This is a genomic window from Pseudomonas sp. SDT291_1_S447, assembly GCF_054070155.1.
Genome location: NZ_JBSVXS010000061.1, coordinates 1 through 16,334, shown reverse-complemented (window position 1 = coordinate 16,334; position 16,334 = coordinate 1). Strand labels below are relative to the sequence as shown.

Annotated in this window: 16 protein-coding genes and 1 pseudogene; 6 read left to right on the top strand and 11 right to left on the bottom strand. The window is 60.3% G+C overall.

Annotated elements, in window-relative coordinates; all coding sequences use genetic code 11:
- Window positions 1-242: 242 nt before the first annotated feature.
- The 5 genes from ACW9IR_RS18555 (at window position 243) to ACW9IR_RS18535 (ending at window position 7,594) form a co-directional block, all read left to right on the top strand.
- Window positions 243-2,027, top strand: a complete 1,785-nt coding sequence (locus ACW9IR_RS18555; RefSeq protein ID WP_163004807.1) for a glucan biosynthesis protein G — start codon at window positions 243-245, stop codon at window positions 2,025-2,027.
- Window positions 2,020-4,590, top strand: coding sequence for a glucans biosynthesis glucosyltransferase MdoH (gene mdoH, locus ACW9IR_RS18550; protein WP_102899536.1), 2,571 nt, complete (start codon window positions 2,020-2,022; stop codon window positions 4,588-4,590). Before ACW9IR_RS18555 ends, mdoH begins: the two co-directional genes overlap by 8 nt.
- A gap of 390 nt (window positions 4,591-4,980) precedes the next feature.
- Entirely contained in the window at window positions 4,981-5,778 is a 798-nt protein-coding gene (locus ACW9IR_RS18545) for a transporter substrate-binding domain-containing protein (protein WP_457464567.1), read from the top strand.
- Window positions 5,779-5,907: 129 nt separating this feature from the next.
- Window positions 5,908-6,867, top strand: a complete 960-nt coding sequence (locus ACW9IR_RS18540) for an amino acid ABC transporter permease (RefSeq protein ID WP_457464565.1) — start codon at window positions 5,908-5,910, stop codon at window positions 6,865-6,867.
- Complete coding sequence (locus ACW9IR_RS18535) at window positions 6,860-7,594, top strand: amino acid ABC transporter ATP-binding protein (protein ID WP_110719494.1); 735 nt, start codon at window positions 6,860-6,862, stop codon at window positions 7,592-7,594. The genes ACW9IR_RS18540 and ACW9IR_RS18535 overlap by 8 nt, the downstream gene beginning before the upstream one ends.
- Before the next feature lie 155 nt (window positions 7,595-7,749).
- Here ACW9IR_RS18535 and ACW9IR_RS18530 read toward each other — a convergent pair whose 3' ends face one another.
- The 11 genes and pseudogenes from ACW9IR_RS18530 to ubiE all read right to left on the bottom strand — a co-directional run bounded on the left by ACW9IR_RS18530 (window position 7,750) and on the right by ubiE (window position 15,866).
- The gene (locus ACW9IR_RS18530) at window positions 7,750-8,463 is read right to left on the bottom strand and encodes a methyl-accepting chemotaxis protein (RefSeq protein WP_401047196.1); all 714 of its coding nucleotides are present in this window, start codon (window positions 8,461-8,463) and stop codon (window positions 7,750-7,752) included.
- Between the two features lie 141 nt (window positions 8,464-8,604).
- A pseudogene (locus tag ACW9IR_RS18525) lies at window positions 8,605-9,549 on the bottom strand (methyl-accepting chemotaxis protein); the annotation flags it as partial.
- Between the two features lie 210 nt (window positions 9,550-9,759).
- Window positions 9,760-10,467, bottom strand: coding sequence for a 16S rRNA (uracil(1498)-N(3))-methyltransferase (locus ACW9IR_RS18520; protein ID WP_102899532.1), 708 nt, complete (start codon window positions 10,465-10,467; stop codon window positions 9,760-9,762).
- Complete coding sequence (tatC, locus tag ACW9IR_RS18515) at window positions 10,464-11,255, bottom strand: twin-arginine translocase subunit TatC (RefSeq protein WP_007909342.1); 792 nt, start codon at window positions 11,253-11,255, stop codon at window positions 10,464-10,466. Before tatC ends, ACW9IR_RS18520 begins: the two co-directional genes overlap by 4 nt.
- Window positions 11,252-11,707, bottom strand: coding sequence for a Sec-independent protein translocase protein TatB (tatB, locus tag ACW9IR_RS18510; protein WP_102899531.1), 456 nt, complete (start codon window positions 11,705-11,707; stop codon window positions 11,252-11,254). Before tatB ends, tatC begins: the two co-directional genes overlap by 4 nt.
- A 10-nt stretch (window positions 11,708-11,717) precedes the next feature.
- Window positions 11,718-11,999 (bottom strand): twin-arginine translocase TatA/TatE family subunit, encoded by a 282-nt coding sequence (locus ACW9IR_RS18505; RefSeq protein WP_003220847.1) that lies wholly within the window; start codon window positions 11,997-11,999, stop codon window positions 11,718-11,720.
- A 25-nt stretch (window positions 12,000-12,024) separates the two neighbouring features.
- Window positions 12,025-12,357 (bottom strand): phosphoribosyl-ATP diphosphatase, encoded by a 333-nt coding sequence (locus tag ACW9IR_RS18500; protein ID WP_003220849.1) that lies wholly within the window; start codon window positions 12,355-12,357, stop codon window positions 12,025-12,027.
- Window positions 12,350-12,751: a phosphoribosyl-AMP cyclohydrolase gene (gene hisI, locus ACW9IR_RS18495; RefSeq protein ID WP_007909357.1), complete on the bottom strand. Its 402-nt coding sequence runs from the start codon at window positions 12,749-12,751 to the stop codon at window positions 12,350-12,352. Before hisI ends, ACW9IR_RS18500 begins: the two co-directional genes overlap by 8 nt.
- Window positions 12,752-12,871: 120 nt before the next feature.
- Window positions 12,872-14,476 carry a ubiquinone biosynthesis regulatory protein kinase UbiB gene (ubiB, locus tag ACW9IR_RS18490; RefSeq protein WP_108224325.1) on the bottom strand — a complete coding sequence of 535 codons (1,605 nt, stop codon included), beginning with the start codon at window positions 14,474-14,476 and terminating at the stop codon, window positions 12,872-12,874.
- Window positions 14,473-15,096: a ubiquinone biosynthesis accessory factor UbiJ gene (locus ACW9IR_RS18485; RefSeq protein WP_064117077.1), complete on the bottom strand. Its 624-nt coding sequence runs from the start codon at window positions 15,094-15,096 to the stop codon at window positions 14,473-14,475. The genes ubiB and ACW9IR_RS18485 overlap by 4 nt, the downstream gene beginning before the upstream one ends.
- Entirely contained in the window at window positions 15,096-15,866 is a 771-nt protein-coding gene (ubiE, locus tag ACW9IR_RS18480) for a bifunctional demethylmenaquinone methyltransferase/2-methoxy-6-polyprenyl-1,4-benzoquinol methylase UbiE (RefSeq protein ID WP_008080626.1), read from the bottom strand. The genes ACW9IR_RS18485 and ubiE overlap by 1 nt, the downstream gene beginning before the upstream one ends.
- Before the next feature lie 166 nt (window positions 15,867-16,032).
- Between ubiE and ACW9IR_RS18475 the strand changes: the two genes are divergently transcribed.
- Window positions 16,033-16,308, top strand: coding sequence for a polyhydroxyalkanoic acid system family protein (locus tag ACW9IR_RS18475; RefSeq protein ID WP_077570393.1), 276 nt, complete (start codon window positions 16,033-16,035; stop codon window positions 16,306-16,308).
- Window positions 16,309-16,334: the final 26 nt, after the last annotated feature.

Below are 16,334 nucleotides of genomic sequence, written 5' to 3'. Positions count from 1 at the left end.
CTTTGTTACCCCTGATGCGTTGTCATGCGGGCTACTAGATAATCGCGCGCACTGGGATCAGCGTTCGCTGATCCATTTTCACTTAGGTAGAGACTTGTCCGGATCCGATTGGGGAATCATTTTGCCCCTGCGGAGTCGGAACAATGCTCGCCAACCTGGCATATAGATAGCTAGCCGTTGGTTTTTTGATCTGTTTTCGGCGAGGGTTGCTCGTGATTGTTAGTCCCTGTAATGCAGCAAAAATGTCTGCCAAACGCATGCGAAGTGCCCTGGTAGCGGGTTCGGCGCTCCTGTGCCTGCTCAGCGCCGGTCAGCTTTGGGCGTTCAATCTTGACGATGTATCGGCGAAAGCTAAAGAACTGGCCGGGCAGAAGTTCGAAGCCCCGCGCAGCAATCTGCCGAACGAATTCCGCGACATGAAGTTCGCGGACTATCAGAAAATCCGCTTCCTCACCGAAAAGGCTGAGTGGGCTGATCAGAAGACCCCGTTCAAACTGTCCTTCTATCACCAGGGTATGCACTTCGATACGCCGGTGAAAATCAACGAAATCACAGCGAACACCGTCGAAGAGATCAAATACGATCCGACGCGCTTCGATTTCGGCGACCTGAAATTCGATCCGAAAGCCACCGAACAACTGGGCTACGCCGGTTTCCGTGTGCTGTACCCGATCAACAAGGCCGACAAACAAGACGAAATCATGACCATGCTCGGCGCGAGTTACTTCCGCGTTGTCGGCAAGGGCCACACCTACGGCCTCTCGGCGCGTGGTCTGGCGATTGATACCGCGCTGCCGTCGGGCGAAGAATTCCCGCGTTTCCGCGAGTTCTGGATTCAACAGCCGAAGCCGGGCGACAAGCATCTGGTGATCTTCGCTCTGCTCGATTCGCCGCGTGCTACTGGTGCCTACCGTCTGATCCTGCGTCCGGGCAGCGACACCATTGTCGACGTCAAAGCGCAGATGTTCCTGCGTGACAAGGTCGGCAAACTGGGCATCGCGCCACTGACCAGCATGTTCCTGTTCGGCGCCAACCAGCCGTCGAAAGTCCTCAACTACCGTCGTGAACTGCACGACTCCAGCGGTCTGTCGATCCATGCCGGTAACGGTGAGTGGATCTGGCGCCCGTTGAACAACCCGAAACACCTGGCCGTGAGCAACTTCAGCATCGAGAACCCGCGTGGTTTCGGTTTGCTGCAACGTGGCCGCGACTTCAGCCACTACGAAGACCTCGACGATCGCTACGACAAGCGCCCAAGCGCTTGGATCGAGCCGAAGGGTGAGTGGGGCAAAGGCACCGTTGATCTGGTAGAAATTCCGACCGCCGACGAAACCAACGACAACATCGTTGCGTTCTGGAGCCCGGAAAAAATGCCGGAGCCGGGTCAGCCGCTGGACTTCGCTTACCGCATGCACTGGACCATGGACGAAGCGGCGATTCATGCGCCGGACAGCGCCTGGGTTTCGCAGACTCTGCGTTCGACCGGTGACGTCAAGCAATCGAACCTGATCCGTCAGCCGGATGGCAGCGTTGCCTATCTGGTCGACTTCGAAGGTCCATCGCTGGCCGCCCTGGCACCGGATGCCGACGTGCGCAGTCAGGTCAGTGTCGGCGACAACGCCGAACTGGTTGAAAACAGCGTGCGCTACAACCCGGAAACCAAAGGCTGGCGCTTGACCCTGCGGATGAAGATCAAGGACGCGAGCAAGTCGACCGAGATGCGTGCCGCCCTGGTGCAGCCAATCGTCACGGCTGATCTGGCCAAGTCTTCGGTACCGGCGTCCAACTCGTCCGTTGCCAAGGCCGACAAGGTTGCCGCCAAGCAACAAGAGAAAATCGACAAGGAAGCCAAAGCCGCCGAGGCCAAACAGGCCGACGCCAAGCCAGCTGCAGATGCCAAGGACAAGGCCAACAAAGACGCCAAGCAGCCAGTTGCTGCGGACGCGGCCCCAGCCACACCGGAATCGGCACCGACTGAAGAAGTCCTGACCGAGACCTGGAGCTATCAGTTGCCTGCCGATGAGTAACTCTCAAGTACAGCCAGAGACTCTGTCCGAGTATCTGGCGCATCTGCCGATGACCGACGAGCAGCGCGCGGAACTCGCGGGCTGCCAGTCGTTCAGCGAGCTGCATGAACGCCTGTCGTCTTCAACGTTCGACGCTCCTGCCGAGGCCGCCCAGGCTTCGGTGGGCAAGCGCCTGACCCTGAGCACCGCCGAAGAGCTGGAAGACGCGGAGATGCTGGTGCTCGACGCCAGCGGTCGCGTCAGCATGAAGGCAACGCCGCCGATCCGTCGGACCAAGGTCGTGCCGGAGCCGTGGCGCACCAATATTCTGGTGCGTGGCTGGCGCCGTATGACCGGCCGCACCAACCCGCCACAACCGCCGAAAGACGAAAACGTCCTGCCGGCCGCGCGCTGGCGCACCGTCGGTTCGATCCGTCGCTACATTCTGTTGCTGCTGATGCTTGGCCAGACCATCGTTGCCGGCTGGTACATGAAAGGCATCATGCCGTACCAGGGCTGGTCGTTCGTTGATCTGGAAGAAGTCCTGCACCAGCCGCTGCTGCAAACCGCTACGCAAGTGCTGCCGTATGCGCTGCAAACCAGCATCCTGATTCTGTTCGGGATTCTGTTCTGCTGGGTGTCGGCCGGTTTCTGGACGGCGTTGATGGGCTTCCTCGAGTTGCTCACCGGTCACGATAAATACCGTATCTCCGGCAAAAGCGCCGGCAACGAGCCGATTGCCAAAGACGCGCGTACCGCGTTGGTCATGCCGATCTGCAACGAAGACGTACCGCGCGTGTTCGCCGGTCTGCGCGCGACGTTCGAATCGGTGGCTGCCACCGGTGATCTGGATCGTTTCGACTTCTTCGTGCTCAGCGACAGTAACGACACCGATATCTGCGTGGCCGAGCAACAGGCCTGGCTGGATGTCTGTCGCGAAGCCAAAGGCTTCGGCAAGATCTTCTACCGTCGCCGTCGCCGTCGTGTGAAGCGCAAGAGCGGCAACCTCGACGACTTCTGCCGTCGCTGGGGCGGTGACTACAAGTACATGGTCGTTCTCGACGCCGACTCGGTGATGAGCGGTGAGTGCCTGACCAGTCTGGTGCGCTTGATGGAAGCCACGCCGGACGCCGGGATCATCCAGACCGCGCCGCGTGCGTCGGGCATGGACACGCTGTATGCGCGCATGCAGCAGTTTGCCACCCGCGTGTACGGCCCGCTGTTTACTGCCGGTCTGCACTTCTGGCAGTTGGGTGAATCCCACTACTGGGGTCACAACGCGATCATCCGCATGAAGCCGTTTATCGACCACTGCGCCTTGGCGCCTTTGCCGGGTAAAGGCGCGTTCTCGGGTGCGATTCTGTCTCACGACTTCGTTGAAGCCGCGTTGATGCGCCGTGCCGGTTGGGGCGTGTGGATTGCCTACGACCTGCCGGGCAGCTACGAAGAACTGCCGCCGAACCTGCTCGACGAACTCAAGCGTGACCGTCGCTGGTGCCACGGCAACCTGATGAACTTCCGTCTGTTCCTGGTCAAAGGCATGCACCCGGTGCACCGTGCGGTGTTCCTCACCGGCGTGATGTCGTACCTGTCGGCGCCGTTGTGGTTCTTCTTCCTCGTGCTATCGACCGCGCTGCTGGCGGTGAACACGCTGATGGAGCCGCAGTACTTCCTCGAACCGCGTCAGCTCTATCCACTGTGGCCACAATGGCACCCGGACAAGGCAATCGCGCTGTTCTCGACGACCATCGTGCTGCTGTTCCTGCCGAAACTGTTGAGCATCATCCTGATCTGGGCCAAGGGCGCGAAAGAGTTCGGCGGCAAGTTCAAGGTGACCCTGTCGATGCTGCTGGAGATGTTGTTCTCCATGCTGCTGGCGCCGGTGCGGATGATTTTCCACACCCGTTTCGTCCTTGCCGCGTTCCTCGGCTGGGCGGCGACCTGGAATTCCCCGCAGCGTGACGACGACTCGACGCCATGGAGCGAAGCGGTCAAACGCCACGGTCCGCAGACCCTGCTGGGTTTCTGCTGGGCGCTGCTGGTGATCTGGCTGAACCCGAGCTTCCTCTGGTGGCTGGTGCCGATCGTCGGTTCGCTGATGCTGTCGATCCCGGTGTCGGTGATTTCCAGCCGTGTCGGTCTGGGCCTGAAGTCCCGTGACGAGAGCCTGTTCCTCATTCCTGAGGAATACAATCCGCCACAGGCTCTGCTGGCGACCGATCAGTACACCCACGAAAACCGTTACCACGCCCTCAATGACGGCTTCGTCCGCGCGGTGGTCGATCCTCAGCAGAACGCTCTGGCGTGCTCGCTGGCGACCTCGCGTCACGGTCAGGCCGAGCCGATCGAGTGGCTGCGTCAGGAACGAGTACGTCACGCGATCAAGGTTGGCCCGGCCGGGCTGAACAACCATGATCGTCTGCAACTGCTGAGCGACCCTGTGGCGCTGGCGCGTCTGCATGAGCAGGTTTGGGCTGAAGGTCTCGCTGAGTGGCTGGATGCCTGGCGGGCTTCGGTGAAAGCCGATCCGCATGCGCCGCTGCTGCCGTTGCGACCGGTGAGCTTGCAGGCTCAGCCGGCCTGATGAGAAAACCCCGCTGATTCAGCGGGGTTTTTTTATGGCGCCGAAAAGCCCCTCACCCTAGCCCTCTCCCAGAGGGAGAGGGGACTGACCGAGTTGGATGTTCGAGATACGCCGACCTGATCTTTCTGCGTTGAATCCATAATCGACTCGATCTTTCAGGTCGGCGTATAGCTTGAGACCCCTCGGTCGGCCCCCTCTCCCTCCGGGAGAGGGCTGGGCGGGCGGCGTTCCGATGAGGGTCAGCTCTTGATTGTTAAACAAATCGTCCATTAAACCTTGTGCAAAAAAACGAGTGCGTTAGCATCCGTCCCCGAATTGGCGCACCCGGGCTTTTTTGCCCGTCACTGTTGGTTTTCGCGCCGCAAACGCAATGGTTTTGGGGACTTGAAGATGAAGAAGTATCTGTCGATGCTGCTGGTCGGCGTCACGGCACTGGTTGCAGTCAATGCGGCGCAGGCCGGTGCAATCGATGACGCGGTCAAGCGCGGCACGTTGAAAGTCGGTATGGATCCGACCTACATGCCGTTTGAAATGACCAACAAGCGCGGCGAAATCATCGGTTTCGAAGTCGACATCCTCAAAGCCATGTCCAAGGCCATGGGCGTCAAGCTGGAGCTGGTTTCCACCGGTTACGACGGCATCATCCCGGCGCTGATGACCGACAAGTTCGACATGATCGGCAGCGGCATGACCCTGACCCAGGAACGCAACCTGCGCCTGAACTTCAGCGAACCGTTCATCGTGGTCGGTCAGACCCTGCTGATCCGCAAGGAGCTGGAAGGCACCATCAAGTCGTACAAAGACCTGAACACCGCCGACTACCGCATCACCTCCAAGCTCGGCACCACCGGCGAAATGGTCGCCAAGAAGCTGATCTCCAAAGCCAAGTACCACGGCTACGACAACGAGCAGGAAGCCGTGCTTGACGTGGTCAACGGCAAGGCTGACGCCTTCATCTACGACGCGCCTTACAACGTGGTCGCGGTGACCAAAGTCGGCGCCGGCAAACTGGTGTTCCTCGACAAGCCGTTCACCTACGAGCCATTGGCGTTCGGTTTGAAGAAGGGTGACTACGACAGCCTCAACTTCATCAACAACTTCCTGCACCAGATCCACGAAGACGGCACCTACGATCGCATCCATGACAAGTGGTTCAAGAGCACCGACTGGCTCAAGGACATGGAATAAGCCCGGTCAGATAGACCGAGTCGCTTCATTCGCGAGCAAGCTCGCTCCCACCTTGGAATGCGTTCCTCTGTGGGAGCGAGCTTGCTCGCGAAGGGGCCATCCAGAGCAACACAAAATCCGGAACCTGCAATGAAACAGAAAAAAGCCCAATGGCCCTGGCACGTCCTCACCGTGCTGGTGCTGGTCGGCCTGGCCGGCGCGTTGTATTACGCGACGTCGCTGATGTCCTACGAATGGCGCTGGAACCGCGTGCCGCAGTACTTCGCCTATCAGGCCGAAGAAACCCAGCGTGCCACTGACATTTCCACCGTCACCGAACTGGTGCGCAAGGGCAGCAGCGCGCAAGTCACCCTGCGTAATGACGTCGGTGACGAGCAGCACCTGACCGTCGACGAGAACAGCCTGCAATTCGCTCAGGGCGACGATGTGGCCGAAGGTGACGTCGTGGGCGTGACTCGCCATTGGGCGGCAGGACCGCTGTTGTGGGGCCTGTGGACGACGCTTTGGCTGTCAGTCGTTTCCGGTGTCCTGGGTTTGCTGATAGGTCTGGTCACCGGCCTCTGCCGCCTGTCCAGCAACCCGACCCTGCGCGACCTCTCGACGATCTACGTTGAACTGGTACGCGGCACGCCGCTGCTGGTGCAGATTTTCATTTTCTATTTCTTCATCGGCACGGTGATGAACCTGTCCCGCGAGTTCGCCGGGATCGCCGCGCTGTCGCTGTTCACTGGCGCCTACGTGGCCGAGATCATCCGTTCCGGCGTGCAAACGATTGCCCGTGGCCAGAACGAAGCGGCGCGTTCGCTCGGTCTGAGTGCCGGTCAATCGATGCGTCACGTGGTGCTGCCGCAAGCGTTCAAACGCGTGCTGCCGCCGCTGGCCGGGCAGTTCATCAGTCTGGTCAAGGACACCTCGCTGGTGTCGGTGATCGCCATCACCGAGCTGCTGAAAAGCGGCCGTGAAGTCATCACCACCTCGTTCTCGCCGTTCGAGATTCTGTTCTGCGTTGCCGGCCTGTACCTGTTGATCAACCTGCCGCTGTCGAAAATCGCCAGCCGGCTTGAGCGGAGGCTCGCGCAAAGTGATTGAAGTCCGCGATCTGGTAAAAGTCTTCGACACCCGTGGGCAAGTGGTGCGCGCGGTGGATAACGTCAGCACCACGGTGGCCAAGGGCGAAGTGCTGGTGGTGATCGGCCCGTCCGGTTCCGGCAAGTCGACCTTCCTGCGTTGCCTCAACGGCCTGGAAGAATTCGATTCCGGTTCGGTGAGCATCGACGGCCTGCAACTGGCCGACCCGAAAACCGACGTCAACGCCTACCGCCGCGAAGTCGGCATGGTCTTTCAGCATTTCAACCTGTTCCCGCACATGACCGTGCTGGAAAACCTCTGTCTGGCGCAGAAAGTCGTGCGCAAGCGCGGCAAGCAAGAGCGCGAAGCCAAGGCGATGGAGTTGCTGAAAAAGGTCGGGATTGCACAGAAGGCCAACGAGTTTCCGTCACGCCTGTCCGGCGGTCAGCAACAGCGCGTGGCAATCGCCCGGGCGCTGGCGATGGAGCCGAAGGTCATGTTGTTCGATGAGCCGACCTCGGCGCTCGACCCGGAAATGGTCGGCGAGGTGCTGGACGTGATGAAGAACCTGGCCGTGGAAGGCATGACCATGGTTTGCGTGACCCACGAAATGGGCTTTGCCCGGGAAGTGGCGGATCGGGTGTTGTTTTTCGATCACGGCAAGTTGCTGGAAGATGCCGCACCGGCGGAGTTCTTTGATGCGCCGAAGGATCCGCGCGCGCAGGCCTTCTTGCGTCAGGTTCTGTAACTGCGGCGTCCTCTCGGACGCCATCGCTGGCAAGCCAGCTCCCACAGGGTTTGTAGTCGATCACGAAGTTTGTGTTCAACACTTTCACTGTGGGAGCTGGCTTGCCAGCGATAGCATCACCTCGGTCCACAGCGAACCGAGGCAAATCAATCACCTCAAACCTTGAAGCGCCCCACCAGCATCTGCAGGTGGTTGCCCAAGCGCGCCAGCTCAACGCTGGAAGCCGCGGTCTCTTCACTCGCCGCCGACGTCTGGTCCGAGACATCCCGCACATTCAACACGCTACGGTTGATCTCTTCAGCTACCGCGCTTTGCTGCTCGGCCGCTGCCGCAATCTGCTGGTTCATCGCTTGAATCGCCGACACGGTGCGGGTGATGCTTTCCAGCGAACCGCCCGCGCGGCGGGTCAGCTCAACGCTGCTGTCGGTCAGGGTGCGGCTGTTGTCCATGATCGTTGCCACTTGCTGAGTGCCGTTCTGCAGGCCGACGATCAGCTCTTCGATCTCTTCGGTGGACTTCTGCGTGCGCTGGGCGAGGCTGCGCACTTCATCGGCAACCACGGCAAACCCACGCCCGGCTTCACCGGCACGCGCCGCTTCGATGGCCGCGTTTAGGGCCAGCAGATTGGTTTGCTGGGCCACGGATTTGATCACGTCGAGGACGCTGCCGATCTTGTCGCTTTCGCGCTTCAGCTCGCCCATGGCTTCGGTGGAGTGGCCGACTTCAACGGCCAGACGCTCGATCTGTGCGATCGCTTCGCCCACCACTTTGTCGCCTTCGCGAGCCTGTTGGTCAGCGGCAACGGCGGCTTCGGAAGCTTCTTCGGCGTTGCGCGCGACTTCCTGCACGGTGGCGGCCATTTCGTTCATGGCGGTGGCGACCTGGTCGGTCTCGATTTTCTGATTGTTGACCCCGGCGCTGGTCTGCTCGGTCACGGCCGAAAGTTCTTCGGCGGCGCTGGCGATCTGGGTGACGCCATCGCTGATCCCGCCCACCAGTTCACGCAGGCCTTGGGTCATGCTCTGCATCGAGCGTTGCAGTTGGCCCAGTTCATCGCGGCGCAGGGACACCAGATTGTGGGTCAGGTCACCGGCAGCGACGCGCTCGGCGACTTTCAGGGTCTGGTTCAGCGGGATGATGATCTGGCGGGTGATCGCCCAAGCGGCCAGCAAGCCGAACGCCACGGCCAGCGCGGTGGCGATCAGCAGCAGGTTCTTGGCGCGTGCGGCGTCAGTGTCGCGAACCACGGTCTGCGATTCAGTCAGTTTCTTGCTGACGGCGATCAAAATGTCGCCCTGAGCAGACATGTTGGCCAGTGCTGCAGCGTTTTTTACTTGAGAATCACGGAATTGAGCCACGGCTGCACGGTAAGCCTTAAGCGAGTCGGTGGCTTGCTGCAGGTTGGCGACATGCTGATCTGGGACGCGAGACGGCAGGCTTTCGAGGTTTTTCAGGGCATTGTCGATCGCGGTCAGGGCTGGTTGCTCGGCATCGGCCTTGCCGCTGTAGGTGTAACCGCGCACCTGATATCGCGCTTGCTGCAGCAGTTTGCTCAGTTCGATCACCGCGTTGTATTGCGCGACGCTGTCGCCTTGCAGCAGTGCGCTCTCGACCTCGCCGACCTTGGCCACGGCATTGTCGGCATTGGCGCCTAGTTTGCTGCGTGCGTCTTCACGTTGCACGGTGGCCTGTGTCATTTCGCCGAAGGCACGCTTGTATTCGGCCACGGCCGCCAATTGTTGATCGACCATCGCCACATCGGACGGCTGCTCGATCATGCCGCGTGCCGATTGCAGACCGCTTTCGAGTTTGCTCAGGAATTCGTTGACCGTGCCCGGCCCCTGCTCGCCGCGACGCATGTCGTAGTCCATGCGCGCGAGGCGCAGGTCCTTGGTCAGCTCGTTAAGGCTAGAGATAAAGCCGAGTTTGTCACCACGGCTGATGATGCCGTTCATGCCGGTCCAGCCGGTGAAGGTGATCAACAGTGTCAGCAACAACACCAGGCCGAAACCGATGCCCAGCTTGCGTTTGACGCTGACGTTTCCAAGACTCTCGGCTAACCAACGGTACATGCGACCACTCCCTTCGGACCACTAATTGGACTTATGGAGAAGGTATCGGCCGAATGATGGCAATCTGTAACACCATTTATCTGGTGCGAAGAATCAGAAGAGCCGGGCGAGGAGGGCGGTGACGGCGGTTTCGACGCGCAGGATACGTTCGCCCAGTTGCACCGGTTGCAGGCCGGACTTGGCCAGCAGATCGACTTCGTAGGGAATCCAGCCGCCTTCAGGGCCGATGGCCAGGGTCACGGGTTCGCTCAAGGCGCGCGGGCACGGCGGATAGTTACCCGGATGGCCGACCAAACCGAGGGTGCCGTCGGTAATCGCCGGCAACCGATCTTCAACGAAAGGCTTGAAGCGCTTCTCGATGATGATCTCCGGCAGCACGGTGTCGCGCGCCTGTTCGAGGCCGAGGATCAAATTTTCGCGAATCGCCTCAGGCTCAAGAAACGGCGTCTGCCAGAAACTCTTCTCGACCCGATAGCTGTTGACCAGAATTACCTTCGACACGCCCATGGTCGCCACGGTTTGAAACACCCGGCGGAGCATCTTCGGGCGCGGCAGGGCCAGCACCAGCGTCAGCGGCAGCTTGGCCGGCGGTGGCTGATCGAGGCTGACGCGCAACTCGGCTTCACCCGCTTCGAGGCGCAGCAGTTCAGCCGAACCCATCAGCCCATTGATACGGCCAACGCGCAGGCTGTCACCGACTTCCGAACGGTGGACTTCCTGCATGTGCGTCAAGCGCCGATCACGCAGCACCACGCGGTCGGCCGCGATAAAGTCGGCCTCTTCGAGCAACAGCAGGTTCATGCCTGGGTCGCTGGCGGCTGGTCGTTATGGTCGTCGGCCGGGTTCTCGTCCGGACGTTCGCGCTTGCTGATCAAACCACCGAACAGGATGCCGATTTCGAACAGCATCCACATCGGCACGGCCAGCAGGGTTTGCGAGAAAATGTCCGGCGGCGTCAGGATCATGCCGACCACGAAGCAGCCGATGATCACGTACGGACGGATTTTCTTCAGATAGGCGACGTCAACGACGCCGATCCACACCAGCAGCACCACGGCCACCGGAATCTCGAACGCCACGCCGAAGGCAAAGAACAGCGTCATGACGAAATCGAGGTAACTGGCAATGTCGGTCATCATTTCCACGCCGGCCGGGGTGGCCGCGGCGAAGAATTTGAAGATCAGCGGGAACACGAAGTAATAGGCGAACGCCATGCCGGTGTAGAACAGCAGAATGCTCGACACCAGCAGCGGCACCGCGATGCGTTTCTCATGCTTGTACAGGCCCGGCGCGATAAAGCCCCAGATCTGATGCAGGATCACCGGGATCGCGAGAAACAGCGAGACCATCATCGTCAGCTTCAGCGGCGTCAGGAACGGCGACGACACGTCGGTGGCGATCATCGTCGCGCCGACCGGCAGGTACTGGCGCAGCGGCGTCGAGACGAAGGTGTAGATCTGCTGGGTGAAGGCGAACAGCCCGGCGAAGATGATGAAGATCGCCGCCACACAACGCAGCAGGCGGGTGCGCAACTCGGTGAGGTGCGAAACCAGCGGCATGTGCTGGTCGTTTTCGGGGAGATCGCTCATGGGGCTCGCGGCGGCAAAGTGGTGTCGTGAGGCGCAGGTGTGATCGGCGCGGCGGTTGGAGATACATGTTCAACCGAAGTTTCTGCAGTAGCGGGCACGGTTTCTGTCGGCGCTACAACGGCAGCAGGTGCAGGTGTCGGAGCAGGTGCAGCGGGCGCATGAATCGTCTGCTGACCCACATGCTCAACCGGCGTCGGTTCCTGTTGAACCGGGCTGAAAATCTTCCGCGCCTCCTGCTCCAGCGACAGAATGTGCTCGTTGTGCAGTTGCCGACGGATCTCGTCGGCACCGATTTCACGTTCAACTTCCTGTTTGATCGCGTTGAAGCTGCGCTTCAGCCGACCGACCCACAGGCCAGCAGTGCGCGCAGCGCCCGGCAGACGCTCGGGGCCCAGCACCAGCAGGGCCACGAGGCCGACGAGCAGCAGTTCAGAGAAGCTGATACCAAACATTAGTCAGTGCTCACACGTCTTTGCGGATCGGCTCTTCGACTTTCTGCGCCTGCACGTCGATGGTGTGCGGCGGGTTGGCCTGAGCGGTGGCTTGCGGCTGCACCGGTGGCACTGGCTGTGCAGGCGTCACGGTAGGATCAGCGGCCGGTTTTTCGTCGTCGTTCATGGCTTTGCGAAAGCCCTTGATCGACTCGCCAACGTCGGTGCCGAGGTTTTTCAGTTTCTTGGTGCCGAACACCAGCACCACGACAACCAGGATGACGATCCAGTGTTTCCAGTCAAAAATGCCCATGTTGCTGTTCCTCTCTAAAAATTGTTCAGGCGGACGGACGCGAGGCTTTCTCGACGTGTCCGGACAGGCCGAAGCGACGATCCAGTTCATCCAGCACGGCCTGTGGATGCTGCCCCAGTTGGGCGAGCATGACCATGCTGTGGAACCACAGGTCGGCGGTCTCGTAGATCACGTCGCTGCAGTCGCCGCTGATGGCGGCGTCCTTGGCGGCAATAATGGTTTCGACCGACTCTTCGCCGACTTTCTCCAGAATCTTGTTCAGGCCCTTGTGATACAGACTGGCCACATACGAGCTGTCGGCGGCTGCGCCTTTGCGCTCTTCAAGTACCTGAGCGAGGCGGGTCAGGGTGTCACTCATGTTTGTGTCCTGCGGAATAGATAGCGTGCGGGTCTTTCAGAACCGGGTCGACTGTCTTCCAGTCGCCGTTTTCGAAGACACGATAAAAGCAGCTTTGACGGCCGGTATGGCAAGCGATGTCGCCGATCTGTTCAACCATCAGGATGATCACGTCGGCGTCACAGTCCAGACGCATTTCATGCAGGGTCTGCACATGGCCGGACTCTTCGCCCTTGCGCCACAGCTTGCCACGGGAACGTGACCAGTAGATTGCACGGTTTTCCGCAGCGGTCAGTTCGAGCGCTTCGCGGTTCATCCAGGCCATCATCAGCACGCGTCCGGTCTTGTGATCCTGGGCAATCGCCGGCACCAGGCCATCAGCGTCCCACTTGATCTCGTCCAGCCAGTTTTTCATCTTCAATTCCCGAAACGCAGCTACAAGCTTTGAGCTTCAAGCTGCAAGTAAAAGCAGATTGCGGTGTTCCAGTATCGTCAGGCTTGCAGCTCGCAGCTTATAACTTGCAGCTGATTCGTGCTATCGGCGAACGACCAGATACAAGCCGACTGCCACCATGATTCCCGCCGGCCAATGCCCCAATTCGTGCAATGGGCCACCGATGGCGAGGATCACCCCGCCCGCCAGATGCGCGCAACCGAGCAGGCGCAGGAACCAGTCGTCCTTGCGTTTATGCCACGGTGGCGGCGGGTCATAGGCGTGCGGTTGGGACATGCGTTCGAGCAGGTCGCGGGCCATGTTGGCCAGATGCGGCAGTTGTTCGAACTGGCTCTGCACGTTGCCCAGCAAGGCTTTCGGGCTGACGCGCTCGCGCATCCAGCGTTCAAGGAATGGCTGCGCGGTGTTCCACAGATCCAGATCCGGATACAACTGGCGGCCGAGGCCTTCGATGTTCAGCAGGGTCTTTTGCAGCAGCACCAGTTGCGGCTGCACTTCCATGTTGAAGCGCCGCGCGGTCTGGAACAGGCGCATCAGCACCTGGCCAAATGAAATATCTTTTAACGGTTTTTCGAAGATCGGTTCGCACACCGTACGTATCGCCGCTTCGAATTCGTTGAGTTTGGTTTCCGCCGGCACCCAGCCCGAATCGATGTGCAATTGCGCCACGCGACGGTAATCACGCTTGAAGAAGGCGAACAGGTTGCGCGCCAGATAATCCTGGTCTTCCGGGGTCAGGCTGCCGACGATGCCGCAGTCGATCGCGATGTATTGCGGGCTCCACGGATTGACGGTGCTGACGAAGATGTTGCCCGGGTGCATGTCGGCGTGGAAGAAACTGTCGCGGAACACTTGGGTGAAGAAGATCTCCACACCGCGTTCGGCAAGCATTTTCATGTCGGTGCGCTGGTCGGCGAGGGTTGCCAGATCGGTGACCTGAATGCCGTAGATACGCTCCATCACCAGCACTTTCGGCCGGCACCAGTCCCAATAGACTTGCGGCACGTAGAGCAGCGGCGAACCTTCGAAGTTACGCTTCAACTGGCTGGCGTTGGCCGCCTCGCGCAGCAGATCGAGCTCGTCGTAGATGGTTTTTTCGTAGTCCTGGACCACGTCGACCGGGTGCAGCAGACGCGCGTCGGCCGAGACCTTTTCGGCGGCGCGGGCAAGGATGAACAGCCACGCCAAGTCCTGCGCGATGATTGGCTTCAGACCCGGGCGGATCACCTTGACCACGACTTCTTCGCCGGTTTTCAGCTGCGCGGCATGCACCTGCGCCACCGAGGCAGAAGCCAGCGGTTCGACGTCGAAACGACTGAACACGTCGCTGATTTTCTTGCCGAGCTGTTCTTCGATCAGCTTGATCGACAGCTGCGAATCGAACGGCGGCACGCGGTCCTGCAACAACATCAGCTCATCGGCGATGTCTTCCGGCAGCAGGTCGCGGCGGGTCGAGAGAATCTGTCCGAATTTGATGAAAATCGGCCCGAGATCCTGCAACGCCAGGCGCAAACGCGCGCCCCGGCTCAGATCCAGCGGCTTGCGCGGGAACCAGCGCCACGGCAGCACATAGCGCAGCGCCAGGAGAAACCAGGGCAGCGGCAGATCGAACAGCAGGTCATCGAGGCGGTAGCGGATCACGACAGACTGGATGCGCAACAGACGGCGGACGGCGAGCAGCTTCATGCGTTATCGCTTGGGTCGAGGGATCGGGAAAGGCGCTCGAAACGCGCCTCGAGACGTTCCAGATCAAGTTTGATCCGGTCCAGTTCGCTGAACCGCGCTTCGGCTTCGCGCTGCCCGACAAGGGTGCGCGATTCTTCGGCGAGGTATTCGGCGAGGTTCTGGTTGAGGCTGGCAAATCCTTGTTGATACCAGCGTGCGCGGCTGCGCAGGTGGCCACCGATCAATTGCGTGGCGACCGGGCCGAGCCAGCGCGAGAGTTCGTACTCCCAGTCCAGCTCAAGGTCTTGCAGCACACCGGCCAGCTCCAGCAGCACGCCGCTGTCGCCATCGAGCTCGACTTCAGGGGCGTGCAACACCGCGGTCTTGTCTTTGCTCACGGCCAGTTTGATCAGGCTCGAGGCCGGCGCACGCAGGGTGCAGTCGACGCCGGTTTCCCAGTGCGAGGCCAGCATCAAACCTTCGTCGCTCGGCAGGATGAACAGTTGCAGCGCCGGGCTGCGGCAGTCGACGGCAATCACCTTGCCGGTCAAATGCGCCAGCCGCGGCAGCGCCGTGCTGTCGAGACGCAGCACCCGGTTGAGGCCGAGTTCAACGCTGGCGAGCAGCCCGGTGAGCAACATCAGGGCTTGATGCCGCGGTGCAGGGCGACGATGCCTGCGGTCATGTTGTGATAGGTCACGCGGTCGAAACCGGCGTCGACCATCATCGACTTCAGGGTTTCCTGATTCGGGTGCATGCGGATCGATTCGGCCAGGTAGCGATAGCTTTCCGAGTCGTTGGTGATCAGCTTGCCCATCAGCGGCATGAAGGCGAACGAGTAGGCGTCGTAGGCTTTCGACATCAGCGCGTTGGTCGGCTTGGAGAATTCCAGCACCAGCAAACGACCGCCGGGCTTGAGCACGCGCAGCATCGAACGCAGGGCGTCTTCCTTGTGCGTCACGTTGCGCAGGCCGAAGGCGATGGTCACGCAATCGAAATGATTGTCCGGGAACGGCAGTTTTTCCGCGTCCGCCTGAACGAATTCGACGTTGCCGGCGACACCCAGATCGAGCAGGCGGTCACGGCCGACCTTGAGCATCGATTCGTTGATGTCGGCCAACACCACTTGACCGGTCGGGCCGACCAGGTGCGAGAATTTTTTGGTCAGGTCACCGGTACCGCCGGCGATGTCGAGCACGCGGTTACCGCTGCGCACGCCCGAGAGTTCGATCGCGAAACGCTTCCACAAACGGTGCATGCCGCCCGACAGAAGGTCGTTCATCAGGTCGTACTTGGCGGCTACCGAGTGGAAAACCTCAGCGACTTTTTCCGCTTTCTGGCTTTCCGGAACGTTTTTGAAGCCGAAGTGAGTGGTGGGTTCGGCATCGCTGCCTTTGCGCTGATCAGTCATATCGCTGTCACCAAAAGAGAATGCGCGACATTCTAATCCCCAAGCCATGCTTTGTCTTGGAATGGCTAAAGGTAAGATGGGCAACCCTCGGGACGATTTGCCGCAGCAGCGGTCAAGATTTACCGACACATCTTTTTCGCCCCATTCAAAAAGCAGGAGTCAATCAATGGCCAAAATCACTGTTGAGCGTGCCCACAACCTGGGCAAGGAAGCCGCCCGCGAGAAGGCCGACAAGCTGGCGCAAAAACTCTCCGAACAATATGGCCTGGAGCCGCAATGGTCGGGTGACACCCTGAACCTCAAGCGCTCGGGCGTGAAAGGCGCAGTGCATGTGGCGGACGATTCGATCAAGGTCGACGTTGAACTGGGCATCATGATGTCGGCCATGAGCGGCATGATCAAAGCCGAGATCGAAAAAGCCCTCGATAAAGCCCTGGTCTGAAACACGATCCCTTGTAGGAGTGAGCC

Bases quoted from the DNA above. Each gene is read 5' to 3' on its own strand.
- ACW9IR_RS18555 (WP_163004807.1), top strand. From the start codon at position 243: ATGTCTGCCAAACGCATGCGAAGTGCCCTGGTAGCGGGTTCGGCGCTC.
- mdoH (WP_102899536.1), top strand. From the start codon at position 2,020: ATGAGTAACTCTCAAGTACAGCCAGAGACTCTGTCCGAGTATCTGGCG.
- ACW9IR_RS18545 (WP_457464567.1), top strand. From the start codon at position 4,981: ATGAAGAAGTATCTGTCGATGCTGCTGGTCGGCGTCACGGCACTGGTT.
- ACW9IR_RS18540 (WP_457464565.1), top strand. From the start codon at position 5,908: ATGAAACAGAAAAAAGCCCAATGGCCCTGGCACGTCCTCACCGTGCTG.
- ACW9IR_RS18530 (WP_401047196.1), bottom strand. From the start codon at position 8,463: ATGAACGAAATGGCCGCCACCGTGCAGGAAGTCGCGCGCAACGCCGAA.
- ACW9IR_RS18520 (WP_102899532.1), bottom strand. From the start codon at position 10,467: ATGAACCTGCTGTTGCTCGAAGAGGCCGACTTTATCGCGGCCGACCGC.
- tatC (WP_007909342.1), bottom strand. From the start codon at position 11,255: ATGAGCGATCTCCCCGAAAACGACCAGCACATGCCGCTGGTTTCGCAC.
- tatB (WP_102899531.1), bottom strand. From the start codon at position 11,707: ATGTTTGGTATCAGCTTCTCTGAACTGCTGCTCGTCGGCCTCGTGGCC.
- ACW9IR_RS18505 (WP_003220847.1), bottom strand. From the start codon at position 11,999: ATGGGCATTTTTGACTGGAAACACTGGATCGTCATCCTGGTTGTCGTG.
- ACW9IR_RS18500 (WP_003220849.1), bottom strand. From the start codon at position 12,357: ATGAGTGACACCCTGACCCGCCTCGCTCAGGTACTTGAAGAGCGCAAA.
- hisI (WP_007909357.1), bottom strand. From the start codon at position 12,751: ATGAAAAACTGGCTGGACGAGATCAAGTGGGACGCTGATGGCCTGGTG.
- ubiB (WP_108224325.1), bottom strand. From the start codon at position 14,476: ATGAAGCTGCTCGCCGTCCGCCGTCTGTTGCGCATCCAGTCTGTCGTG.
- ACW9IR_RS18485 (WP_064117077.1), bottom strand. From the start codon at position 15,096: ATGTTGCTCACCGGGCTGCTCGCCAGCGTTGAACTCGGCCTCAACCGG.
- ubiE (WP_008080626.1), bottom strand. From the start codon at position 15,866: ATGACTGATCAGCGCAAAGGCAGCGATGCCGAACCCACCACTCACTTC.
- ACW9IR_RS18475 (WP_077570393.1), top strand. From the start codon at position 16,033: ATGGCCAAAATCACTGTTGAGCGTGCCCACAACCTGGGCAAGGAAGCC.